This is a genomic window from Kosakonia pseudosacchari (assembly GCF_015167415.1).
GTDB lineage: Bacteria > Pseudomonadota > Gammaproteobacteria > Enterobacterales > Enterobacteriaceae > Kosakonia > Kosakonia pseudosacchari.
The window spans coordinates 3,416,589-3,440,653 of record NZ_CP063425.1; the positions used below are offsets into that span (position 1 = coordinate 3,416,589).

The window sequence follows — 24,065 nt, forward strand, 5'->3', positions numbered from 1 at the left end:
GAGCCTGTTATCAGGCTCCCTGTTCAGGTTACGCTTCGAGGCGGAACTGATGCACCGTCTGCGCCAGCTGCTGCGCTTGATCTTCGAGTGAGGTTGCCGCCGCAGCCATTTGCTGCACCAGCGAGGCGTTTTGTTGCGTGACACCGTCCATTTCATTGACGGCAATCGTCACCTGGCTGATTCCTTTGGCCTGCTCATCCGAGGCGCTGACAATCTCATTGATGATGGTCTGCACGGAATTCACCGCCTGCGTCATCTCCTGCATGGTGTGACCGGCGTCGTTCACCAGTTGCACCCCGGCTTCGACGCGTTTGCTGGACTCTTCAATCAACGCGCCGATATCTTTCACTGCGTCGGCGCTGCGCTGCGCCAGATTGCGCACTTCAGACGCCACCACCGCAAAACCACGCCCTTGTTCACCGGCACGCGCCGCCTCTACCGCTGCGTTCAGCGCCAGGATATTGGTCTGGAAAGCGATACTGTTGATGATCGCCGTAATATCGCCGATTTTCTTCGCACTGTCGTCAATTTTCGCCATTGTTTCTACCACCTGGCCGACCAGCGCTTCACCCCGGCTGGCAATCTGCGTGGCATTGGCGGTCAGCGCCGTCGCCTGGTGGGCGTTGGCGGCGTTATGTTTCACCGTGGCGCTAAACTGCTCCATACTGGCGGCGGTCTGTTCCAGCGCCGCGGCCTGCTGTTCAGTACGCGAAGAGAGATTAATGTTGCCGCTGACAATCTCCCCGGCCCCCTGACGTACCGAGTCACTGGCTTCTTTGATCTGCCCGACAATCTGCCGTAACTGTGCCTGCATGGTATGCAGGGCATAGAACAGGCTGCTGCGATCGTTACCTTTCACCGGGATAGCGTTATCGAGTTTGCCGTCCGCAACCGCCAGGGCGATATTCGCCCCTTCCAGCGGTTCGCCACCAATCGGTTTCAATACTTTACGGCTGAAGATCAGGCCGAGCAGCGTACAGACCAACAGAATGCTGATCACCCCCAGAATAATGGCGTACATCAGTTGACGGTTGGCCGCCGCCATCACCGAACTCACCGGCGCCACAACACCGAGATACCAGTTATCAGTACTGTTGCCGATAGTGACAGGTTGCCAGGTGATCAGCGATTTTTCACCAAGGATCGGATCATCTTGTTCCACGACTTTACTGCTGAACCCCTCCGTTTTACCCGGGTAAGGCTTACTGGTCAGGTTTTTATCCGGATAGGAAATCACCTTTCCGGCGGTAGAAAGCAGCACCGCATAGCCGCCCCCTTCCCACGGTTTGATCTGATTTACTTTCTGCTGCAATGAGGCCAGCGAAATATCAGACGTCACAACGGCATGCAGTTTGCCACCGCTGACAATCGGTGCCGCCACTGACGTCAGCAGCGTCGGCACACCGTTATAGGCATAGCTGTAGGGTTCAATTAACGTGTCTTTCTGGCTTTTTTGCGGCAGCAGATAGTAGTCGCCCTGGCCTGGCGTAAAGATTGACGTCAGCGGGTGGAGTTTAAAATTACCGGATTGATCGTGATCGACAAAAAAGGCATAGCGGCCTTTGGGTGCCTGTTCGGGTTTGTCGGCGAACTCTGCATCGCGACCGTCATACGCGTTGTCTTCAAAAATAACCGAGATAGAGAGATAGTCAGGATTATCGCGCAGGGCGGAGATAAGCAGTTTATCTGCCACCTGGCGGTCGGTTATCCCGGCTTCTGGCAAGGCAATCATACTGTGACCGAGGTTATGCGCCACATCACGGGCATAATTCAGCTGTTGCTGGATATTCAGCGCCTGGCTTTCCGCAATTTTTTGCAGATATTGTTCGGCGAGGTGTTTTTGTTCACTGCTGGACTGCCAGCTCAGTACCCCGATGGTTACCACAAAACCGAGGGTGATGGTGATGGCTCCCGTCAGCAACATCTGCGCGCGGGTGCTCATTTTTTTGGTCACAAATTCTCTGGCCATTACGGCTCTCCTGGAGTCAGCCTCTTACGTCGTCATCTTCCTTTCAGCACGAACTCCCTGTGAGATCTCTATCGGCGGTTGTTTTTTGATCTTTAATTGTTAACGGAAGTGTTATTACGAGGTAAAAACGCGTATTAAAGCGAGAAACAGCAGCCTGCACAGGCCAATGAATGTAGTGGCAGTTAACGTATCGGGCACTGAGGCTTACCACAGAGCTTTATACTGATGAAGTACAGGTGAGAATTTCGCTTAAGATTCAGCAGAGCGAGGCCGGCAGCCCCGACACGATGCCAGGGCGGGCGGGATTAGCCGCGATCGTCTTTCGGACCGAGGAAATAAAAACCAAACGGCAGCGAACCAATAATGGTGAACATCAGGCTGTAGATGGCAACCCATGCGCCCTGCATGATAAACATCGTTACCGTCCAGGATTCCATCGGCAAATTGTACTGATCTTCAACGCCCTCAAAGGTCACTTTCGAAATGACGCTCACGGCAACCAGGAATACAATTACCACCGCAATGATAAATTTTTTCCCCTCGCGGGTACGTAATTTTTCCAGCATATAAACCTCCTGTCATGTGGCTTTTCTGTGCCGCGAGTGTAACCGATCTGCTGCCTGGTTGTTGTGAAAAATCAGGAAAAAGGCCATTTGCGCGAAACCATGGCAACCCCTTGCGACATCCCCATCGTGCTGCTTTTAGCCATTAACACGGAGAAAACAATGAGTAAGGAAATCCCGATACGCTGCTTTTCCATATCCCTGTTTGTGCTGTGCAACTTTGCAGCGGGCTGGCGCGTTCTGCTGCTTAAACGCAGCGGTAAAATGCTCACCGGTCAGTGGTGCCAGATTGCCGGCGGCATCGAACACGGTGAAACGGCCTGGCAAACCGCGCTGCGTGAAGCCAGGGAAGAGACGGGCTTGCAGCTTAGCGAACTCTATTCCGCCGACTGCTGCGAGCAGTTTTACGAAGCGCACCGCGACGCCATCACCGTCGCGCCGGTGTTTGTTGCGTACGTTGATGAAGCCTGCGAGATAATGCTTAACCATGAGCATAGCGAATACCGCTGGGTCAGCTTTGCCGACGCCCACGAGTTGCTCACTTTTCCAGGCCAGCGCAAAACGCTCGACTGGATAAAAACGCATTTCGCGGATAACGCGCCCTCACCGCTGCTAAAAATGCCCACCACGCCTTGAACGCACCATTTTTATACTATTTTTATCGCCGCGTATTTCCTTTTTACGCGGCGTTTATATCAAAATAAAAAGCACTCTTTTATGCTGAGTTCATCGCCAAACGGCCTGACAGAAAGAAAAAATATGAACTCGCTGATGACTATTCCGCTGCTGAAAAATATCCGTACCTTTTTTACCACTACCCCATTTTCAACCCCGCTGCATTCGCGATCCGCATTGATGGTGGATCAGGAAATCAGGCAGCTTCAGCAGAATTTTTCTCAGGAAATCAACGCATATCTGCACGAATACCCGGAAACAAAACACGTTGATATTTATCTTAACGATACTCACGGCACATTCCGGGGAAAAAGAGTCGCCGTCGAAAACTTATTTTCACTCAGTCAGGGCTGTTATTTTCCGCAATCTGTCTACGCCATGGATCGCGAAGGAAAAATAATCACAACTTCCCCCGACAGACTTATTAACGAAGAGCCGGATAATTTATGTTTACCCGTTTCCGGCACGCTACGCCCAGGCGCGCACGATCCGCGCCATAACGCACAATTATTATTAACCATGCTCGACAGCAATAATCTGCCCTGGCCGCTGGAGCCCAGAGTCATTCTGCAAAATGTGCTGCGTCAGTTTCACCAGCATGGTCTTTACCCGGTGGTGGCAGCGGAAATGGAGTTCTACCTTGTTGACCCCGCCGCGCAACAAAACCGCCCGCAGGGCTGTTTTCATCTGGCCGTGCCGTCGGCCTACTCTGCTTTTATTGAGGAACTGGAAAGCATGGCGGCCGCGCAGCGTCTTCCCTTATCCGGCATCGTTAGCGAAGCCGAAGCCGGGCAGTTTGAGCTGAATATGTGCCATTCATCCAATGTCGTGGATAGTTGCGAGCAGGTGCTGGCACTGCGCAAACTTACCTGCACCGTGGCCGAGAAATTTGGCTATCAGGCCAATTTTATGGCGAAGCCATTCTCAGACCTGGCCGGTAATGGCCTGCATTTTCACGTCAGCCTTAATGACACAAATGGCGACAATGTGTTTACCAGCCCGGCGGAGGTGCCCAATGAGATGGTACGGCTCTCCCTTGCCGGCATGCTGGAACTGATGCCCGCGTCGCTGGCAATCATGGCGCCGGGCGTGAATGGGTTCAGGCGGTTACGTAAAAATCTGGACGAACCGCTTTTTCACTCCTGGGGTTACAACAAGCGCAACGCCGCACTGCGCATTCCCTGCTCTGATGCTCGCAACCGGCGCATCGAATATCGCCTGGCGGGCGCGGACGCCAACCCCTATCTGGTCATGGCGACATTACTGACCGGTATGTTATACGGCCTGGAACGTATTGATGACGACGCACTGGCAAACTTCACCCACGCCTCGCCCGATCTGCCGTTATTCCAGCAACCCGCGCTGGAGGTGTTTCACCAGTGCGCTTACCTGGCCGACCATTTAGGCAGCGCGTTTTGCGAACAGTGGTATCACGGCAAAATGGCAGAACTGAACGCGTTTGAGCGCATTGTCACGGCGGAAGAATTGTCCTGATTAGCCTGGCCGCGGTTGCATCAGCGTCTTAACCTTGCCATTATGTCATTACAAACGTAATGACAGAGGTAAGTCCATGGGCAATTTGAATGTTCGTATTGATGACGATTTAAAAGCGCGTTCCTTTGCCGCTCTGGAAAAACTTGGCGTAACACCTTCCGAGCTTTTACGACAGACGCTCGAATATGTCGCCGAGAACGGCAAGCTACCGTTTCACCGCACACTGCTTAATGATGAAGATCGGCAACTGATCGACATCGTGCGTGAGCGTTTACGCGATCCGAAACCGGTTCGTGTGACGCTTGACGATTTGTGATGACGCGCTGAAACATGAATGCGGCCAGGGAAAGGCCGCTGTTGGCAAACAAGGAGGTTGCATGGTTTATCAACTGGATTTCGATCAACGCGCGTTAAAAGAGTGGCAAAAATTAGGCAGCGCTGTTCGCGAGCAGTTTAAGAAGAAAATCGCTCAGGTGCTTAAAGCGCCGAGGATTGAAGCGAACAGACTCCACCATTTACCTGATTGCTACAAAATCAAATTGCGCGCTTCAGGCTATCGTCTGGTCTACCAGGTGAACGATTGACGGATTGTGGTGTTCGTTGTCTCTGTCGGAAAACGCGAACGTAACACCGTGTATGGCATCGCAGAAAGTCGCCTGAAATAACCCGTTTTGCTCGCGCTGCTCGCTTAGCCGGGCAGTGGAAGCGTCACATCCCCCTCCCCCAGCGGGCGCTGCATCAAAACGGTATCCAGCCAGCGCCCGTGCTTCATGCCGACGCTTTTCAGCGTGCCGATAACCACAAAACCGGCGCGACTGTGCAATCGTAATGAACCTTCATTTTCGCTGTTGCCGACATTGGCGATGAGCTGGCGGTAACCGTTTTGCTCCGCCCAAGCCACCGCACGAGCGAGTAGCGCTTTGCCTGCGCCTTGCTGGCGGAAACTCTCATCAACATAGATGGAATCTTCCAGCGTGTACTGGTACGCCCGCCGCTCGCGGTAGCGCGATAAATAACAGTAGCCCCGAACTTGTCCGTCATGCACGGCGACATACCACGGCAAGCCATTGCGCCGGGTTTTCGCCAGCCGCGTACGCATTTCATCCACATCCGGCGCTTCGGTTTCAAACGTGGCGTTACCGTGCGTCACGTGATAAGCATAAATCTGCACAATCGCGCTAAGATGATGTTCTTGCGCGTCAATAATTTCCATAAACTGTTCCCCGTTTGATGATATCAACAGGCTACCGGTAACGCCGCCCACGCGGCACCAGGTTGCGCTTATCACCGTTATAAGGAAAACTTTGCCATGCCACACTTCAGCTTTGACCAGTTAGCAACGTTTAAGCTGGTGCTCGCCCGGGGAAGTTTTACCGCCGCCGCAGAGGTGTTAGGCATTTCGCAACCCGCCGTCAGCCTGCAAATCCGCCAGCTTGAACAGGCCCTGCACGTCCGCCTGATTGAACGTTCCGGGCGCGGTTTGCGTGCTACTGCCGCCGGAGAAACCTTTCTCACGCATTGCGCGGAGATCGAAAATGCCGTCAGCGCCGCGGTGCAGTCTGTGGCGCAGCATCAGCATACTGTCAGCGGCAGCGTGACAATTGGCACCGGCGCGACGACCTGCATTCACCTGTTGCCGCCGTTACTGCAAAGGTTGCACCGCGATTTCCCGCACCTGTCAGTCGGAGTCCGCACCGGCAACACCAGCGATATCGTGCGCGCGGTGGAAGAAAACCGTATCGATATCGGCCTTGTGACACTGCCTGCCAGCGGGCGCAATCTGGCGATTTCACCCTTATTTACCGAAGAATTTGTGGCGATCACCGCCCACGACGTTGACGGCGTTTTATCGCCGACACCGGCATCGCTTGCGCCCCAGCCGCTGATTGTTTTCGAATCCGGCAGCAGCACGCGCCTGCTCATTGAACAGTGGTTTAGCGCAGGCGGTATCGCTCTCGCGCCGGTGATGGAGCTGGGCAGTATTGAAGCGATAAAACGCATGGTGCGTGCCGGGTTGGGTTACAGCATCGTACCCGGCGTAGCGGTTCAGGCTGAAGAGGACCGCCAGGGCTTGCGCGTACACCCGGTGCAGCCACCGCTACAGCGCCAGTTAGCGCTGGTGATGCGTCAGGACAAAGTGGTGAGCCGGGGAATGCGGGAAGTGTTGAATAGCCTGCAACAGGCGGGCATCACGCCCGCCGGATAAAACAACGATCAGAAGTCGTAACTCATTGAGACTTTCACGGTACGCGGGTCGCCCTGGTAAATATAGGTGCCGTTGTCTTCCACGCTGGCCCAGTATTTCTCATTGGTGACGTTATCCACGCCCACGCGCCAGACCATCTCATTTTTCTCCGCATTGAGCTGCATACGGTAGCGCAGACCGAGATCCAGGGTGGTGTAGCTGTCGAGTTTACGGGTATTGCTGGTGTTCACATATTGTGAACCGGTGTAGTTCACGCGTGCCGTGGCGGTCAGGCCATCGACCGGTTTGATGTCATATTCGGCCCCCATCACCCCGTAGAACTTCGCGACACCAATGGGGCGGTTGCCCTGATTGATACCATCTTTGGTTTTCGTCAGTTCCGCATCCAGCCAGGTCGCGCTGCCATTCAGGCGCAGACCGAGCACCGGCTCACCGAACAGATTCAGCTCCACACCACGGTTACGCTGCTCTCCGTCCAGCCCGTAAACATTGGTCGTGCTGTTAAGAATGCCGGTCGGCTTTTTGATTTCAAACAGCGCCAGCGTACCGCCCATGCGGCCAAAGTCCGTTTTCACGCCGATTTCGTTCTGTTTAGAATGCGCAATTCCCACGCTTTGGTAGCGGTTTTCTGCCGTTTTCGGCGCCACGCCGCCCGGCTGGAGCGCTTCGGTATGGTTGGCGTAGAAAGAGACAACATCCCACGGCTTATAGACCACGCCGTAAGTCGGCATCCAGCGATCCTGGGTATAACGCGCAGTGGTGGTTTCCGCACCGGTGGCATTGCTGTAGTTGCGCACCCACAGTTTCTGGTGACGCGCGCCCACGGTAAACAGCAGTCGGTCCTCAAATACGCCGAGGGTGTCGCTCAGGGTATAACCCTGCGAGCGGTAACGCGCGGTTGTCAGCGGGTCACTGTATTTACCGCTATGGGTCAAATTGTCCGGCAGTGGGATCGCCGAGGGATCATAAATATTCACCACCGGCAGATTTTTTTGATCGGACTGGGTCCAGGCTACGCGATCGCGCTTGATGTTCGCCGAATAACCGACGTTCACTTTATGGGAAACAAAACCGGTATCGAAGTTACCGCGCAATCCGGTCATGCCGCTCCAGGAGTCGGAAATACGCACCGTATCCATGCGGCTGAAGGTGGCGTCACCGTTTTTATTGAATAGCTTAGGCGCGCCGTACGTGCCGTCTTCATGAGCATGCTGACCACCGAACGCGCCGTAAACTGTCCAGTCATCGGTCAGATCGTATTCCGCACGAGCCAGGCCAAATTCGTTTTCAATATCGCTGTGCGCCCAGCGCTGGCTGTAGTTTTTGCGGGTATCCGGCAGCGCTGGAATAAAGTCGACGGCGCTGATATTGACGCCCATTTCGCCGCCATGAACCGTTTTGTTCTGGTAACCGAGATCCAGCGACGTGCGCAAGCGCTCGCCACGATAATCCAGGCCAATGGATGCCGCCGTCGTGCGACGATGGTCATCTTTCACTGCGGCATCCCCTTCGCGGTGCAGCAGATTCATGCGTACGCCAAACTGGTTGTTATCGCCGTAGCGACGCCCGACATCCAGCGAACCGCCAACTTGCGAGCGGGTGGTGTAATCAACACCCACGCGGGTGAGCGGCGTGTCGTCAGCATGTTTCGGTTCGAGGTTAATCATCCCGCCAACTCCCGAACCCGCAGAACCGTTCATCAGCGCATTCGAACCTTTAAAAATCTCCACGCGCTCCAGCATCTGGGTATCGACAATCTGGCGCGGCACAATGCCCGCCAGACCGCCCATCAGCATGTCGTCACCATCAAGCTGGAAGCCGCGAATACGGTACGTTTCGGCGAAGTTGCCGTAACCCTGCCCAACCTGCACGCCCGCATCGTTGCTCACCACATCGGCGATGGTTTTCGCCTGTTGATCCTGCACGAGCTTCGAGGTGTAACCGATGACGTTAAACGGTACATCCATCGCTTTTTGCTCGCCCAGTACACCAAGGCGGCCACCATGCGCCACTTGTCCGTCAAGAAACGCGGGAACCAGTTCACTGCCGCCGGGCCTGAAATCACTGCCGGCGGCGGACTGCACGACAATGGTCTCCTCAGGCGTTGGTTTTACGCTGGCGTCAGCCGTCGCCGCCTGTGCGGTATGCGCTTGCGCGCCAATGGCCAGCGCAAGCAAGGTCTTGCGCAAAGGTATCGACTGTTTTGTGCGGTTTTTCATCATTGTTATCTATTGAAATAAAAAAGAAATGGCCCGTTTCCAGGCCAGTATCATTACTTGTTCAGATCGATCCTGACGACACTATCCGGGCCGTTGGTGGAGTGATCCTTGTTAAACGCCTGCTTGACGGTGATAAACAGGGTCTGACCATCAGCAGAAAGCAGCAGGCTGTTCGGATGCGGTGGCAGATCCCAGCGCTGTTTGACGGCATAGCTGGTTGCATCGAGGCTCAGCACTTTGCCGGACTCACGCTGGGTAAGGTAGATTTCATGACGTTTGGCGTTGAATTTCACCGCCAGCGCATCGCCCGCAAGCTGTTTCACGATTTTGCCGCTGTGGATATCCAGCACCAGCGTGGTTTTGGCTTTTGAATTGTCCGTCACCAGCAGGCGGCCAGTGGACTCATCTTCAGCGATATTCAACAGCAGCGCCGGTTTGTCGCCCAGCGGTTTCCAGCGCTGCTCGATACGGTTATTGCGCGGGTTGACCACCAGAATTTCGCCGCCACCATTCGCCACGTACAAACGCTGCGTCTGCGCAGAGAAGTGCAGACCGGTCACCCATTTACCCGCGTTTTTGATACGCGCTTTTACCTTCAGGGTTTTCGCGTCAACCACCCACACCAGCGCCGGATCGGCAACGGCACCGATATATAAGTTGCCGTTATGCAGCACAATTTCACGTGCGCCGTAGGGCTGCCCTTTCTCGTTACGTTCCGGGAACAGCGTGCGCGAAAGCACTTTGCCGTTGCTGGTGTCGATGGCGCTCACGCCGCCGTCCAGCGAATTGGTGACATACACGGTTTTGCCATCCGCAGAGATAGCCATGCCAAAGTTTTTCAGATCGGTGTGGGTCGCGCCGAGGGTTTTTAGCGTTTTCGGATCCAGTTTATAGACCACCCCGCCCTGCACATCTTTAAAGCCTTCCGCACTGGAAACATACAGCGCATCGCCCTGCGGGCTGAGCGCCATTTCATACAGGCCACTCGCCAGAGCACGTTTCATCACGTTATCTGGTAACTGCGCTGGCGCAGGTTGTGGTGCTTGTGCCGCAGGCTGCACACTGGTGGTGTTATGTGCGCTGCAACCGGCAAGCGCCATCGCCGCCAGCAGAGCCAGCACGGAAGTGTTCATCTTCATGGGAGATCCTTTACCGTTAATGTCATCAAAGCAGACGAGCGCCCACGCCACGCATCAGGTGCGCGATCGTTTGTAAGGGCTGATTTGGCCCGGCGCAGCTCGTCACGGCTTTTCAGTGTTCCCTGTCAGCCTTCACGCTCACTGTTATTGCGGGGAATATCCTTGCTGCGCCCACAAACACCAAAGAGAATGAGAACTATACGCATTCTTAACTTTCAGGCAAGAATTATCGTTTCACTTCCCTGTCGTGGAAAAAGTGGCGTGTTAAAAAGTGGAAAGCGGCGGACACCTCTACGGCGTGACAGCAGGAAATAACAGGCAGTGTCGGAATTGCAGAATCATCATCCTGCCTTACGGCCGCGTTTAAACTGCACTTTGGCAGACGTTAATCAAAGGATAAGAGACAGGGGCCATCAATGGCGATAACCGCGGTATAAATGGCGGGTATTTCACCGCCGCTTAGTAACCGCGCAGTTTTGAACGTTGCCAGGCGCTGTCGACCAGCTCAGCGGCAGCCTGCACCTGGTCGCAAAATGGCGCGCCAAAGGTTTCCATCAGCGCAGCGTGCCGGGTCAGAAATCCCATTCCCTCGTCGTTACCGGCAATGCTCTCCAGAAACCAGTCGGGCACCTCTTTTTTCAGGCACAGTTCGCACAGCGAGGCGCTAAATTGCGCACGCCGAGCGACGTCGTTTATCCAGGAAGGTTGCTGATTATCCATCTCAGCGGCAACGGTCGCCTCAAGCGCGCGCTGCGAACGGCGGTAATACTCGCGGATTTTCGCCGAACTCCACGTTTTGCCAAAGAACAACAGCAATATTGGGACTACACACCAGAAGAGGGTCATCGCTTACTCGTTATCTGTTTTAGCCGCAGAGAGAGTACTGACAAAAGCTGACAAAAGCCTTAATCGCGATCACTGTTTGACCGGCAATATCGGCAAAGAACAGGGAACACAACGCGTTCATACCGAGCTTGTCAACGCCGCCAGCAGGCAGGTATTGATATTGATGATGTGAGCTGGCACGAATTTCTTGAACCCGAAACATTAATCCGGTGAAGTCATACTAAATTTGGGGTTGACCGCAAAGATGATAAAGATTATCTTTCGCATTACCGAATAGTTGAGCAAATCACTCAGGTATTCGGTACGACATTGCTCACATTGCTTCCAGTATTATTTGCCCGCCTGACAAGTGCGGGCTTTTTTTTACCGCCTCTCCTCACGCCGCCGCAGATATGACTGTGGTTTTGCTTAGGGAGCAATAATCTCCCGTTATTCATCGGCTTACTTAATTGAAATCAAACCGTCACAAACTCGCCTTAATCTAAGATTATTCTTATAACAAGGTGCTGTTTGAACCATGGATATACCACTCTCTTCGCGACAACTTAGTGCTGGTATCTTGCGCCTTGCCGTTCCGCACGTGACACCGGATGCCAATAACGTGCAGGTGATGTCGCTGTTCAACGAGCATACATCGTTGATTGGCCTGCCAGTACTGGAGAATAACCGGCCTATTGGCATGATTAACCGACATATTTTCTTGTCGCAGATGAGCCGCCCCTTTTTCCATGAGCTATATGACCAGAAAAGCTGCATCGCGTTTATGGATAAAAACCCGCTGATTGTCGACGCCGATTCCGGTCTTGAATATCTGTCCGAGCGGGTGATCGAAACCGGCGACAAAGCTGTTACCGAAGGGTTTATCCTCACCCAGCAGGGGCAATACATCGGTATTGGCCTGGGGATTGATCTCATCCGCACCGTCTCGGATTTACAGGCCAGGCAACATCTGCAAATTATGCAAAGCCTGGATTACGCACGCATCATTCAGGAATCGATGCTGAGCCGCTCGCGCAACACCATCGAAAAAACGCTCGACGACTGGTGCCTGCACTGGCACCCGCGCGACTGCGTTGGCGGCGATATCTACGCTTTTCAGCGCGTGGAAAATGGCTGGTTGATGGTGCTGGCGGACTGCACCGGGCACGGCGTTCCCGGCGCGTTTATGACTTTTATTTTCTCCTCGGCGCTGGAAAAAGCGCTCAGCCTCGCGCCGGTGAACGCGCCGGAGCAACTGCTAAGCCTGATTAACCAACATATCAAACAGACGCTCAGCCAGGTGCATCCTTCTGCCGATCGCAGCCAGTCCAACGATGGGTGTGACGCCATTATTCTGTTTGTCGATACGCAAAATGAGCAGGTCAGTTGGGCAAGCGCCCGCATGCACGCGTTTGTACTGCGCCAGGAAGCGGACAGCGCAACCACGCTTGAAAGCTGCCGTAAAGGGGTGGGTTACACCGACACGCCGGTAGATTACCAGTGGCAGCGCTACCAGGCGCCATTGCGCCGTGGCGACACGTTCTTAATTGTTTCTGATGGCGCGACCGACCAGCCAGGCGGCCCGCGCAATGTCATGTTTGGCAAAAAACGTATTCAGTCACTGTTAGCGCAAAACCGCACGCTATCGATGCCTGCGCTTTCCGACGCCCTGCTCGCGGCGCTGAAAGCCTGGCAGGGGCAGCAAGCGTCGCGCGATGACATGACGTGGTTTGGTTTTCGCTGGTGAACAACATGCAAATAAACGACCTGCAGGTCAAAGAAGCTGTTCTGTTACCCCTTTTTACGTTGCAACGGCAAAACGCCGTTGAGCTTTTTTATACGGGCTATTTTTCTCAGCAGCATATTGTTTCGCTGGGTGAAGTCATTCGCACATGGCTGGATAAACACGAATCCTCAGCGGTAACGCGCAGAAAATTGTTCTCGGCTTTTATCGAGATGGGGCAAAACATTGTGCGCTACTCCTCAGACGATCGGTATTTATCGACTGAACAGCACGAGCTGCGCTTCGGTTCGGTCTGCTTTCATATGGATCAAACCCACTACTACCTCGAAACCGCAAATCTGGTGGGGCCGGAAGCGTCCACGTTATTGCAGACAAATCTCGATGTCCTGCGCGGTATGTCGCAGGCGGAGATCCGCGACGCCTGGAAACAGGGGCTACGCAGTGAAGCCCCGGCGACCAGTAAAGGCGCGAACATTGGTTTGTTGACCATGGCGCGGGATACCAGCCTGCCGCTGGAATATCGCATTCACCCTCTGGCGGCGAGTTCTCTGTCCGCCTTTCACTTAAAGGCAACCTTCTGCCATGACTGATATGACACTGACGCCGGCTATTGAATTACCCGCCACCGCCGCGACACCGGAGGTGAAATTTGATTTTGCCGCCCAACGCCTGGTGCTGAAAGGCGAAGCTTACCCGGAGAATGCCGCCGCGTTTTTCCGCCCGTTGATGGATGCGCTGGAAGGCTGGTTACAGAGTGGCCAGCAGACGGACGCGCCGCTCCAGTTGCATGTGGCGCTGAGCTACTTCAACAGCTCCAGCACCAAACTGTTATTTACGCTCTTCGAAAGCCTGAATGATTACGCCAGAGGCGGCGCGGCGTGTGAGCTGCACTGGTACTATGACGCGGAAGACGATATCTCTGAGGAGTTTGGTCAGGAGCTGCGCATCGATTTCCCGTCGCTGACCGTTTTTCTTATCCCGGACATTCATGCATGCTAGATATCAATGAGCTATTCAAGGAGGACTATTCCGTCCTCGAAGATGCTCGTCTGGCCGCTGCCGACGACAGGCTGACGGCGGACGCCTGCCGCGAAAAGCTGTGGGCGGTGGCGAAAAACTACCAGCGCCTGATCCGTGAATCATATCGTCTGATTTCGCGCAGTGACCGCGCCGAGCGCGAACTCAATCGTATGAATGAGCAGTTGCAACAGCTGGCGGCACGCCTTGAATATGAGGCGACGCACGACCCGCTGACCGCCGTGTTTAACCGCAGCGCGATCATCAATCACATAAACCAGGGGCTGACAACCGGGCACGTGGCGCTGATCCTGCTCGATATTGATCATTTCAAACGCATTAACGATGAATATGGTCACCCGATGGGCGACCGCGTGATTTGCGCGCTGGTGGCGCGTATTCGCCGCGCCGTGCCGCAAGGGGCGGCGATCGGTCGCGTTGGCGGCGAAGAGTTCACCATTGTGCTGCCAAAAGCGCGTGTCGAAGAGGCGATGATCACCGCCAGCTATATTCACTCATCGCTAAACGCCTCGCCGCTGGAGGTGCTTCCTCAACAACGGGTGACCGCCAGTTTTGGCGTTAGTCTGGGGCATAAAGGCAGCGATTTTGAGACGCTGTATAGCACGGCCGATGCGGCGCTGTATCAGGCCAAAAAGCGCGGGCGTAACCAGGTGGCGCTGCATGAGGATTTTTTTCGACCGCAAGTAAAAATGGGGCTTTCACCAGGAAATGTTCAGCATTGAGGGGGAAGCGTGGTGCGAAGCACCGGTTTCCTGCGGGACCTCAGGGATTAAAAGGGGGCGCGCCCCCTTTTCACGTCCACGTGTGGAGATGTTCAGATGCCTGCCGAACGTCTGGTGAACGGAACAATCCCCTAATCCCAAACCATCCAACCATCCCACGACCTGAACACGCCTCAGCCTTTTACCGGCTGGATTGCAAAAATTTCCTCACCCTGTCCGAATCCGGGTTGGTGAAAAATTTCTCCGGCGGGGCTTTCTCGATCAATAGCCCCTTTTCCAGAAACACCACTTCATCGGACACCTGGCGGGCAAACTCCATCTCGTGCGTCACCACCACCATGGTGTAGCCCTCCGCAGCCAGATCTTTCATTACCCCCAGCACTTCATTAACCAGTTCCGGGTCCAGCGCTGAAGTCGGTTCATCAAACAGGATCACCTCCGGCGACATCGCCAGCGAACGGGCAATCGCCACGCGCTGCTTCTGCCCGCCGGAAAGCGTAATCGGGTAGACATCGGCTTTGTGGTTCATGCCGACCTTTTCCAGTTGCCGGTGGGCAATTTCATTCGCCTGCTCACGCTTCATCCCCTTTACATGCACCAGCGCTTCGCTGACGTTGTGCAACACGGATAAATGCGGCCACAGGTTAAAACTCTGGAACACCATGCCAACCCGTTCACGGATGTGCGAGAGATCTTTATGCGACATCGCTTTACCGGTTTTTTCATCCACACCGATGCGCTGCCCGCTGATGCGCACTTCACCGCGATCTGGCTGCTCCAGCCAGTTCATACAGCGCAGCAGCGTCGATTTCCCCGAACCGGACGAACCTAAGATGCTGACCACCGTGCCCTTTTTTACTGTCAGATTGATATCGCGCAGCACTTCCACGTTATCAAACTGTTTGGACAAGTTTTTTATACTTACCGCGCTTGCTTCAGGCATGGGTCATTCCTCTTTTCGATCCGTAATGGCTCAACCGCTTAATCAGCAACTCCAGCAGAATGCTGATGCCCCAGTACAGCGCAATGGCGACAATAAAGGCATTAAACGGAATAAAGTACGTGGACTGCACACTGTTCGCGGCGGCAGTGATCTCCTGCACGGTAATAATGCACAGAAACGCCGTGTCCTTCAGGCAAATAATCAGCTGATTGCCCATTAAGGGCAGCGCGGAAGAGACAATATTCGGCAAAATAATACGCAGGAAAATTTTATAACGGGAAAAGCCTTGCGATACGGCAGCTTCGATATAGCCGGATGAAAATATTCTGCGCTGGCTGCGTAATATTTCGAAAAAATAGGCACCGTGATAAATCACCAGCGCTAATAATCCTGCTGTCCAGGCATCCATGCTGATACCTAACTGCGGCAAACCGTAATAAAGCAGATACGCCAGAATCAAAAACGGAATCGCGCGCATCAGGCTGACAAAGGCAATTATCACCCGGTTAACCACCCGATTTTGATATTCCATCACATAGCAAAAAACCACGCCAATAAATAACCCGACCACGGCGGCAATAATAAATAACTCCAGTGTTGCCAGCAGCCCGTTGAAAAAACTTTCACGCGCGGCCCAAATAATTCCCCACTGATTCATAAATCCTCCGCCTTTTATCGCGCCAGGCGCTTCGCTTTGCGTTCAGCTACGCCCTGCAACTTCAGCAGCAGGCCGATAATAATCACGTATAACAGCGCCGCGGCGAGGATCGGCGACAGCGGTTCATAGGTCACTGATGAGATCCGGTTGGTGACGCGCGTTAAATCCACTACGCCAATCACCGCGATCGCCGGGCTGCCTTTGATCAAAAACGACATCTCGTTAACCAGTGCCGGCAGGCTTTCGATCCACATTTGCGGCAGCATAATGTGGCGAAAATAGGTCCAGCGCCGCATCCCTACGGATTCCGCCGCTTCCCGCTGTTCACGGGGGAAATTACGAAACGCGTTACGCCAGATTTCCGCGTTAAACGCCGAGGTGTTCAGTGTCAGGGCGACAATCGCCGCCAGTGTTTTATCCAGATTAATGCCGAGCGTCGGCAGGGATAAAAACAGAAACAGCACCAGCGTCACCAGCGGCGTAGCTCGCGCCAGGCTGATGTACACCACCAGAAACTGGTCAATAAACGGGATCTTCATCATGCGGACAAAGGCGATAACCAGGCCGATGACCACCCCGAACGCAATCGCAACGCCTGAGATCCAGAGGGTCGTCCATGCGCCTTCAATCAATAACTGCCATGAGATTAAGTCCATGTTCCCTCCTGTTTAAACGGGCGGCGGTTGCCCGCCGCAGGTGACTTACAAACCGGCTAACTTGTGGAACTGATCGGCGCTGGTGATCGGCTCTTTCGGCAGTTCATAGGTTTCGCCAAACCACTTTTTCTGCAGCTCAGTGAGCTTGCCGGTTTCAGTCATATGGTTCATAAAACCGGTCATAAATTTCAGCAGTTCCGGTGAGTTTTTCGGGATTGGCCATGCCATGTAACCCGGACCTGAAACCGCCAGCCCTTTGGCAAAGACCTTCGGTTTGGCTTTCACCAGATCGTTGACGGAAATCACCACGTTAATCACGTAATCCACGCGCTTATTCGCCAGATCGGCATAGGCTTCCGGGTAGGATTGGTACTCCACCACCGGGCCAAGTTTCCCGCCCACTTTCTCCAGCATGGCCTTCAGTTCCGGCAAACGCGCCAGTAGTGCGCTGCCCGCCTGTACGCCCACTTTTTTACCGCTGAGATCGGCAATGGTATTTAAGGTTTTATCGTCGGCGCGTTTGACAAAATAGTGCTGCGCGGAGGCCCACGGCGGGGTGAAATTAAAGACATTGAGACGTTCATCGGTAATTACCGCACCGGTGAGCGCCATATCATATTGGCCGGTGGAGACCGCAGCGAGTAATCCCGTCCACGGTAAGATACTTTGGTTAATATTGAATTTTGCGTATTTGCGTAATTCCTCAAGCATGTCCTTATTAAAACCATCCGTCTGGCCATTATTCATAAAGTTGAATGGCGCGTAATCGTCCTCGGTCGCCACTTTCATGGTGCCAGATTTTTCAATTTCGGGTAAATCCGCTGCGACTGCGTGTAAGGAAAATGCCAAAGAGATCATGGCTGCAAGACAATATTTGCCGAATACGTTTTTCATCTCTCCACCCTTATTTAATGTGCCAGACCGGTATATCCCAGGTGTGCCGGAAGCGTTGCAAGATATATGCCGAAACACGACATCGTGTGTTTTTCGTGACTGCGTTTTTACAATAGGGAGGCTTGCGCTTTTGTGAATAGAGCCAGTTCTGGCAAATGAGTGTGTCAGTTAACAGGAAGCTGGTATGGAATTTGCTCCACTGCATAACGCGATATATCCGAAGGAGCGCAGCATGATTCGTCACCTGTTGAATGTGAATTTTGACGGCCAGCGTGGGTTGCAGGAGCAAGTCCGCGAATGTTTGATCAACGCCATTCTGAGCGGGATTTTCCCGGCAGATACCGCGCTGCCCTCCTGCCGTCAACTCGCCAGCCAGCTTAACGTTTCACGCAATACCACCGCGCTGGTGTTTGAAGGCCTGGTCAACGAAGGTTACCTGGTGAGCCGCCCGCGCAGCGGTTACTACCTGCACCCGGATTACTACCGCTGTGGGCAAAACCCGATGCCACCTGCACCTGAATGCGAGAGCGCTGCACCACACTGGGGCAACCGCCTGAAAATCACCCCCAGCCAGCAAGAATCAATCCTTAAACCGGCAGGCTGGATGCACTACCGCTACCCGTTTATTTACGGGCAACCTTACACGCAGCAGTTCCCGCTGGCCAACTGGCGGGCGGCGGCAAACTGGCTGCATGGCGGCGTGCGCGATCCGGCATGGGTGATTGATCATATTGACCAGGATGTGCCGATGCTGATTGAGCAGATCCGCACCCGCGTGCTGCCGAAGCGCGGCATCGTTGCCGCACCGGATGAGATCCTGATTACGCTCGGCTCGCAAAACGCGCTCTATCTGCTGACGCGCTTGCTGATGTCGCCCGCAACGCGCGTGGCGGTGGAGAACCCGGGTTTTCGCGAAGCCATTAACACCTTTTTATTAAGCGAGCCGCAGATTGTGCCGCACGCTGTGGACAGCGAAGGGCTGGTGCTCAACGAAACCCCTTGCGACTACTACTATGTGACGCCGGGCCACCAGGTGCCGACCGGCGTCACGATGAGCAAGGCGCGGCGCGCGCAGTTGCTCGATTACGCCACTCGCCACGATGCAGTGGTGATAGAGGACGATTACGACTCGGAAAGCAACTTTATGCAAAACCCGCTGCCCGCGCTGAAAGCCAGCGATCGCAGCGGGCGCGTGATTTATGTCAGCAGCTTGTCCAAAGCGCTGTCGCCGGGATTACGGCTGGGGTATATGGTTGCCGCACCGGAAATCATTGACGAAGCGCGGGCGCTGCGCCGCCTGGTGTACCGTCATCCGCCAACCAATATTCAATATCAGATGGCACATTTTCTGGCGCAGGGGCATTACGAAACTCATTTGCGCCGCTACCATGAAGATTCCGCCCGCCGCTGGGATTGCCTGCACAACGCGCTGAACACGTTTCTGCCGGAGTGTCAGTTGATGCCGGGTAGCGAACATGCCAACGCCTTCTGGCTGCGCACGCCAGAGCAGATCAACACCCAGCAGCTGACCTGGCGCGCCGCCCACGCAGGCGTGTTGATTGAGCCAGGCGCGCGGCATTTTCTTGATACCGCGCCGCCGGATAACTTCTTTCGCATGGGATTTCACGCGATCAATCCGGATGCCATTGCACCTGGCGTGGAGGTGTTGCGCGGCCAGCTGGCACAGCTGTGTTGATATTTTGAGCGGTTGTTGCCGCCTCGCAGGAAGGAATGAGTAATCGCTTCCATAATGAAGCAAACCCTTTTATCGCGAGAACACTATGCCCCTGCCGGATTTTCATGTTTCTGAACCGTTTACGCTCGGCATTGAACTGGAGTTACAGGTGGTTAACCCGCCGGGTTACGATTTGAGCCAGGACTCTTCACGCCTGATTGAAGCGGTAAAACACCAGATAAGTGTCGGTGAGGTCAAACATGACATCACCGAAAGCATGCTGGAGATTGCCACCGGCGTGTGCCGGGATATCAACCAGGCGGCACATCAGTTTTCCGCCATGCAGCATGTGATTTTGCAGGCGGCATCCGATCACCATGTGCAGATATGCGGCGGCGGCACTCACCCTTTTCAGAAGTGGCAACGCCAGGAGATCTGCAATGATGAGCGTTACAGCCGCACGCTGGAGACGTTTGGCTATCTGATGCAACAGGCCACGGTGTTTGGTCAGCATGTGCATGTTGGCTGCACCAACGGCGACGACGCGATCTATTTGCTGCATGGTCTTTCCCGTTTTGTGCCGCACTTTATTGCGCTCAGCGCCGCCTCGCCCTATATCCAGGGCACCGATACCCGCTACGCCTCGTCGCGTCTGAACATTTTCTCTTCATTCCCTGATAATGGCCCGATGCCGTGGGTGGCGAACTGGCAGGAATTCGAAGGGCTGTTTCGCCGCCTGAGCTACACCTCGATGATTGAAAGCATCAAGGATTTGCACTGGGACATTCGCCCCAGCCCGCATTTTGGCACCGTTGAAGTGCGGGTCATGGATACGCCGCTGACCCTGTCGCACGCCATAAATGTTGCCGGGTTTATCCAGGCGCTGTCGCACTGGCTGCTGGCCGAGCGGCCATTTAAACACCAGCCGCAGGATTATTTATTGTATAAATTCAACCGTTTTCAGGCCTGCCGTTACGGGCTGGACGGCTTGATTACCGATGTGCATACCGGCGAGCAGTACACTATCGCGGATGATCTCACCTGCCTGCTGGAGAAGCTCGCACCGTCGGCAGATAAACTGAATGCGGGTAGCGCCCTGGATGAACTGGCAAATGTGGTGAAACGCGGGAAAAGCGAAGCACAGATGATGCGTGAATTTATTGCCGATGGTGGCTCATTAATTGGGCTCATGCAAAAACATGCGGAGATTTGGGCGGCGGGATAAGGCGTTAAATTTTTAGTTATTATTCTTAACCACAACGTAAATAACCTGCGAATCAGCAGGTTATTTTTTTCTTATTGCCTAAAAATAATAACCACTAAGTGGTAGATGAAATCAACAGAATTGATAAATATCAACAAGCCCTGCGTTAGAAATAAAGACCCCGGCCCCTACTCCGATAACGAATTAAAGCAAACGAGACAAAGAGGCAATTTGTATGAGATGGATTTACCGTTTATCAATGAAATTTAAATTATTACTGGCTTTACTGCCTTTATTGTTTGCCCTCATCTGGTTAGCAACCAGCGGCATCCTGGCACGCGTGGAGACAGGCCAGCAGATGCGCACCATTATGTCATTAACGGATCTGGCAAAAAATGCCGGTAGCGTGATTCATGAATTACAAAAAGAGCGCGGCATGAGTGCAGGATATATTGGCAGTAAAGGTCAGCAATTTAACGCTGAATTAACTGCACAATATATTCTCTCTGATAAAGCCCTGAGCCAATTAGCCGAGGCGTTAAACGCATTTCCACTCCAGCGGGCGAATAATGATATTCGTCATGCACTCGATCAATTCCGCCAGCACCAACAAGGTATAACGGATTTTCGCCAACAAATTCATGCTCTCAACGTCAGTGGCACAGAATCGCTGACCTGGTACAGCACTATTATTAGCGATCTACTCAATGTGGTGGGCGGTATTAGTCAGCTGACTGATAACGGCGAAATTGTCAATCAACTGGCGGCTTATTACAGCGTGCTGAATGCCAAAGAACAAACCGGCGTTGAACGTGCGCTGATGTCCAACGTCTTTTCCGCCGACCGGTTTACCGACGGGCAGTTCCGTCAGTTGAACGAAGTGGTAGGTAAACAGCTTTCCTGGCTGGCGGCGACACGCGCATTCAGCACTGCCGCCGTCAATGAACGGCTGACGGCGCAACTGCAAACCCCGGAGGTAACGCGCGCGCTTGAGATGCGCCAGCGAGCGATTGACCATGTGGCGACCGGCGGTTTTGGCGTCGCGCCAACAGACTGGTTTAACGCCCAGACTGCACGCATCAATACGCTGAAATCCGTGGAAGATGCAGCGGCTAATACCCTGTTGCAAACGGCAAAAGGTCTGGCGGATAACGCCTGGCGTGATGTGATAGTTTTTGCGGTGATAAGCGTCGCGGCCCTGGTGATCGCGCTGTTCTTCGCCCTGCTGGTCGCCAGCAGTATCCATCGCCAGTTGCATCATTCACTGGCAACCATTGAAGGTATGGACGGCGATCTCACCCAGCGGCTGGATGTGCCGGGCAGCGATGAGTTGTCGTTGCTGAACCGCGCTTACAATCAGGCCATTGAGAATATTCAGCATATTGTGAGCGAGATAAAACACGGCGCGGGCGTGCTGCGCGGCGCCAGTTCCGAGATTGCCAGCGGTAACCAGGATCTGGCTTCACGTACGGATGAACAGGCCGCCTCGCTGGTGGAAACCGCAGCCAGCATGGAGCAGATCGCCACGGCGGTTAACCAGACGGCGGATAACGCCAATGAAGCCAAGCGGCTGACGCAAGAGATGGAACAACAGGTGCAGGAAGCAAGCCGGGTGGCGGGCGAAGCCAGCCAGAGCATGATTGCCATTCGCGGCTCCAGCGAGCAGATTTCGAATATCGTCAGTTCAATCGACGAAATTTCGTTCCAGACCAACCTGCTGGCGCTGAATGCGGCAGTGGAAGCCGCGCGCGCCGGTGAGCTGGGCAAAGGTTTCGCCGTGGTGGCGAGCGAAGTGCGTAATCTTTCACAGCGCTGTGCCAATGACGCGCACCAAATCCGCGAGCTGGTGAGCAAAAACATGGAGCAGATCCAGCAAGGCGTCACGCTGGTGCAGGCTTCCGACCGCGCGCTGCAATCGGCAAAAGCCCATACCGGGCAGATGCTGGCGTTTGTCAGTGACATTGCCCGCGCAGCGAGCGAGCAGTCGCTGGGCGTGTCGCAGGTTCATGAAGCGTTGAATCAACTGGAGCAGGTAACCCAGCAAAATGCCGGGCTGGTCGCCAGTGCGGCGACCGCCAGTCATATGCTGGATCAGCAATCGGAAACCATGTCGACACTGGTTGACCGCTTCGTGGTCGCGTAAATGCTGGTCGGGGAACGTTGCACAGCGCGCAGCTTTCCCCGACAATGCGGCTTTTCACCATCGATTGACGCTTATGAAACACTCGCTCGAACCGCTGCTTACGCTGGCAGGCATTCTGCTGATGGCTTTTCTCTCCGTCCTGCTGCTTCCCGCCCCTGCTCTTGGGTTGCAACTGGCGCAAAACCTGGTGCAGCGCTTCCACCTGCTGGATTTGACGCAGCTTTATATCATCCTTTATTGCCTGTGGTTTTTGTTGCTCGGCACGGTGGAGTTTTTTGTTGTGCGCTTTATCTGGAAGCGCTGGCTCGCCGCCTGAAAACGTAATGTCCCTTCCCCGCGCGTGTACGGTGGGGAACACACCCCGCCTTTTCCCGTCGATAACTATTCAAAAGTCATTCTAATTTTTTGAACACTACGCGCAAATAGTTCAGCTTTTTCTTTCCCCATCACCGGCCTATTATTTATTTCATTAGGGCAAAACAGCCCATTACAAACGGAACTGGCCCGCAGGTTGGCCGTAAAATTAATCAAAACTTTCGTTGCAGGCCAGGTTAACCATGAACCCATTACAGAAACTTTTTAGCGCTTTGTTTCCACAGTCCGCGGGTAACAACGTAGCGGATGTGCAGCCAACTTCAGGAGTAACTATGTCAGACAATTTTCTCGCGTTAGCAAAACAACGTCGCACCATTTACGCCCTGGGTAAAGATCTGCCGGTGGCGGAAGATGTCGTCATTGAAACCATCAAAGAAGCGATTCGCCAGGCACCTTCGGCGTTTAACTCACAAAGTTCCCGTGCGCTGATCCTGTTAGGGAAAGAACACGTGCAGTTCTGGGAGCTGACTCGCGAGCAACTGAGAAAAATCGTGCCGGAAGAGAGTTTTAAAGCCACTTCCGACAAGCTGGACGGCTTTGCCGCAGCGGCGGGTTCTGTGCTGTTCTTTGAAGATCAGGATGTGGTGAAAGGCTTGCAGGAGCAGTTTGCGGCTTACGCCGATAACTTCCCGGTATGGTCTGAACACAGCACCGGTATTGCACAGTACGCCGTGTGGCTGGCGCTGACCGAGAAAGGCATCGGCGCGAACCTGCAGCACTATAACCCGCTGGTTGACGCCGATGTACAGCGCACCTGGGGTATTCCGGAAAACTGGAAACTGCGCGGCCATATGAACTTCGGTTCGATCGTGGCGCAAGCTGGCGATAAAGCCTTTATGGATGACGCTAAACGTTTTGTGGTTGCCCGTTAACCGACGCAATTATCGCTGCGCGCACATAAAAAAGCCGCCTTCAGTGAAGGC

General features: G+C 54.1%; 24 protein-coding genes and 1 pseudogene. 14 read left to right on the top strand and 11 right to left on the bottom strand.

All coding sequences use genetic code 11. From position 1 onward, the window contains the following. Window positions 1-28: 28 nt before the first annotated feature. Window positions 29-1,969: a methyl-accepting chemotaxis protein gene (locus IP581_RS16065; protein ID WP_193820838.1), complete on the bottom strand. Its 1,941-nt coding sequence runs from the start codon at window positions 1,967-1,969 to the stop codon at window positions 29-31. Window positions 1,970-2,274: 305 nt separating this feature from the next. Next, window positions 2,275-2,535 carry a DUF2534 family protein gene (locus IP581_RS16070; protein WP_017458690.1) on the bottom strand — a complete coding sequence of 87 codons (261 nt, stop codon included), beginning with the start codon at window positions 2,533-2,535 and terminating at the stop codon, window positions 2,275-2,277. 159 nt (window positions 2,536-2,694) lie between these two features. Between IP581_RS16070 and IP581_RS16075 the strand changes: the two genes are divergently transcribed. The 4 genes and pseudogenes from IP581_RS16075 to IP581_RS16090 all read left to right on the top strand — a co-directional run bounded on the left by IP581_RS16075 (window position 2,695) and on the right by IP581_RS16090 (window position 5,366). Beyond that, on the top strand, window positions 2,695-3,168 hold the full coding sequence (locus IP581_RS16075) for an NUDIX hydrolase (protein WP_193820839.1): 474 nt from the start codon (window positions 2,695-2,697) through the stop codon (window positions 3,166-3,168). Window positions 3,169-3,291: 123 nt separating this feature from the next. Further along, window positions 3,292-4,701 (top strand): glutamine synthetase family protein, encoded by a 1,410-nt coding sequence (locus IP581_RS16080; RefSeq protein ID WP_193820840.1) that lies wholly within the window; start codon window positions 3,292-3,294, stop codon window positions 4,699-4,701. A 76-nt stretch (window positions 4,702-4,777) separates the two neighbouring features. Continuing rightward, a complete protein-coding gene (locus IP581_RS16085) occupies window positions 4,778-5,017 on the top strand; it encodes a type II toxin-antitoxin system RelB/DinJ family antitoxin (protein WP_193820841.1) in 240 nt (79 codons plus the stop codon). A 61-nt stretch (window positions 5,018-5,078) separates the two neighbouring features. Next, a pseudogene (locus tag IP581_RS16090) lies at window positions 5,079-5,366 on the top strand (type II toxin-antitoxin system RelE family toxin). 23 nt (window positions 5,367-5,389) lie between these two features. Here IP581_RS16090 and IP581_RS16095 read toward each other — a convergent pair. Continuing rightward, window positions 5,390-5,914: a GNAT family N-acetyltransferase gene (locus tag IP581_RS16095; protein ID WP_193820842.1), complete on the bottom strand. Its 525-nt coding sequence runs from the start codon at window positions 5,912-5,914 to the stop codon at window positions 5,390-5,392. A 96-nt stretch (window positions 5,915-6,010) separates the two neighbouring features. Here IP581_RS16095 and IP581_RS16100 point away from each other — a divergent pair, with 96 nt between their 5' ends. After that, window positions 6,011-6,907 carry a LysR family transcriptional regulator gene (locus IP581_RS16100; RefSeq protein WP_193820843.1) on the top strand — a complete coding sequence of 299 codons (897 nt, stop codon included), beginning with the start codon at window positions 6,011-6,013 and terminating at the stop codon, window positions 6,905-6,907. 8 nt (window positions 6,908-6,915) lie between these two features. Here IP581_RS16100 and IP581_RS16105 read toward each other — a convergent pair whose 3' ends face one another. From IP581_RS16105 to IP581_RS16120, 4 genes are all read right to left on the bottom strand, one after another. Next, window positions 6,916-9,129, bottom strand: coding sequence for a TonB-dependent receptor (locus tag IP581_RS16105; RefSeq protein WP_193820844.1), 2,214 nt, complete (start codon window positions 9,127-9,129; stop codon window positions 6,916-6,918). Between the two features lie 50 nt (window positions 9,130-9,179). After that, window positions 9,180-10,265, bottom strand: a complete 1,086-nt coding sequence (locus tag IP581_RS16110) for a YncE family protein (RefSeq protein ID WP_193820845.1) — start codon at window positions 10,263-10,265, stop codon at window positions 9,180-9,182. A gap of 459 nt (window positions 10,266-10,724) precedes the next feature. Then, entirely contained in the window at window positions 10,725-11,111 is a 387-nt protein-coding gene (locus IP581_RS16115; protein WP_097400330.1) for a hypothetical protein, read from the bottom strand. A gap of 19 nt (window positions 11,112-11,130) precedes the next feature. After that, window positions 11,131-11,313 (bottom strand): hypothetical protein, encoded by a 183-nt coding sequence (locus IP581_RS16120; protein WP_193820846.1) that lies wholly within the window; start codon window positions 11,311-11,313, stop codon window positions 11,131-11,133. A 315-nt stretch (window positions 11,314-11,628) separates the two neighbouring features. Here IP581_RS16120 and IP581_RS16125 point away from each other — a divergent pair, with 315 nt between their 5' ends. Genes IP581_RS16125 through IP581_RS16140 form a run of 4 tightly spaced genes read left to right on the top strand, consistent with a single transcriptional unit; the run spans window position 11,629 to window position 14,594 of the window. Then, on the top strand, window positions 11,629-12,837 hold the full coding sequence (locus IP581_RS16125) for a SpoIIE family protein phosphatase (protein WP_193820847.1): 1,209 nt from the start codon (window positions 11,629-11,631) through the stop codon (window positions 12,835-12,837). Between the two features lie 5 nt (window positions 12,838-12,842). After that, window positions 12,843-13,424 carry a SiaB family protein kinase gene (locus IP581_RS16130; RefSeq protein WP_228007773.1) on the top strand — a complete coding sequence of 194 codons (582 nt, stop codon included), beginning with the start codon at window positions 12,843-12,845 and terminating at the stop codon, window positions 13,422-13,424. After that, the gene (locus IP581_RS16135) at window positions 13,417-13,833 is read left to right on the top strand and encodes a DUF1987 domain-containing protein (RefSeq protein WP_086870914.1); all 417 of its coding nucleotides are present in this window, start codon (window positions 13,417-13,419) and stop codon (window positions 13,831-13,833) included. The genes IP581_RS16130 and IP581_RS16135 overlap by 8 nt, the downstream gene beginning before the upstream one ends. Then, on the top strand, window positions 13,827-14,594 hold the full coding sequence (locus tag IP581_RS16140) for a GGDEF domain-containing protein (protein WP_193820848.1): 768 nt from the start codon (window positions 13,827-13,829) through the stop codon (window positions 14,592-14,594). The genes IP581_RS16135 and IP581_RS16140 overlap by 7 nt, the downstream gene beginning before the upstream one ends. A 181-nt stretch (window positions 14,595-14,775) precedes the next feature. On the opposite strand, the gene IP581_RS16145 is transcribed toward IP581_RS16140, so the two are convergent. Genes IP581_RS16145 through IP581_RS16160 form a run of 4 tightly spaced genes read right to left on the bottom strand, consistent with a single transcriptional unit; the run spans window position 14,776 to window position 17,745 of the window. Next, entirely contained in the window at window positions 14,776-15,537 is a 762-nt protein-coding gene (locus tag IP581_RS16145) for an amino acid ABC transporter ATP-binding protein (RefSeq protein WP_193820849.1), read from the bottom strand. After that, window positions 15,530-16,195 (bottom strand): amino acid ABC transporter permease, encoded by a 666-nt coding sequence (locus tag IP581_RS16150; RefSeq protein WP_193820850.1) that lies wholly within the window; start codon window positions 16,193-16,195, stop codon window positions 15,530-15,532. Before IP581_RS16150 ends, IP581_RS16145 begins: the two co-directional genes overlap by 8 nt. 14 nt (window positions 16,196-16,209) lie before the next feature. Next, window positions 16,210-16,851, bottom strand: coding sequence for an amino acid ABC transporter permease (locus tag IP581_RS16155; RefSeq protein ID WP_017458707.1), 642 nt, complete (start codon window positions 16,849-16,851; stop codon window positions 16,210-16,212). A gap of 45 nt (window positions 16,852-16,896) precedes the next feature. After that, window positions 16,897-17,745 carry a transporter substrate-binding domain-containing protein gene (locus IP581_RS16160; RefSeq protein WP_020454636.1) on the bottom strand — a complete coding sequence of 283 codons (849 nt, stop codon included), beginning with the start codon at window positions 17,743-17,745 and terminating at the stop codon, window positions 16,897-16,899. 232 nt (window positions 17,746-17,977) lie between these two features. Here IP581_RS16160 and pdxR point away from each other — a divergent pair, with 232 nt between their 5' ends. The 5 genes from pdxR (at window position 17,978) to IP581_RS16185 (ending at window position 24,014) form a co-directional block, all read left to right on the top strand. Then, a complete protein-coding gene (gene pdxR, locus IP581_RS16165) occupies window positions 17,978-19,441 on the top strand; it encodes a MocR-like pyridoxine biosynthesis transcription factor PdxR (RefSeq protein WP_097400440.1) in 1,464 nt (487 codons plus the stop codon). An 85-nt stretch (window positions 19,442-19,526) separates the two neighbouring features. Beyond that, window positions 19,527-20,645 (top strand): YbdK family carboxylate-amine ligase, encoded by a 1,119-nt coding sequence (locus IP581_RS16170; RefSeq protein WP_193820851.1) that lies wholly within the window; start codon window positions 19,527-19,529, stop codon window positions 20,643-20,645. A gap of 214 nt (window positions 20,646-20,859) precedes the next feature. Next, window positions 20,860-22,767: a methyl-accepting chemotaxis protein gene (locus tag IP581_RS16175; RefSeq protein WP_193820852.1), complete on the top strand. Its 1,908-nt coding sequence runs from the start codon at window positions 20,860-20,862 to the stop codon at window positions 22,765-22,767. Window positions 22,768-22,840: 73 nt separating this feature from the next. Beyond that, window positions 22,841-23,083 carry a DUF1158 family protein gene (locus IP581_RS16180; protein ID WP_086870905.1) on the top strand — a complete coding sequence of 81 codons (243 nt, stop codon included), beginning with the start codon at window positions 22,841-22,843 and terminating at the stop codon, window positions 23,081-23,083. Window positions 23,084-23,414: 331 nt separating this feature from the next. Further along, the gene (locus tag IP581_RS16185; RefSeq protein ID WP_017458713.1) at window positions 23,415-24,014 is read left to right on the top strand and encodes a nitroreductase family protein; all 600 of its coding nucleotides are present in this window, start codon (window positions 23,415-23,417) and stop codon (window positions 24,012-24,014) included. Window positions 24,015-24,065: the final 51 nt, after the last annotated feature.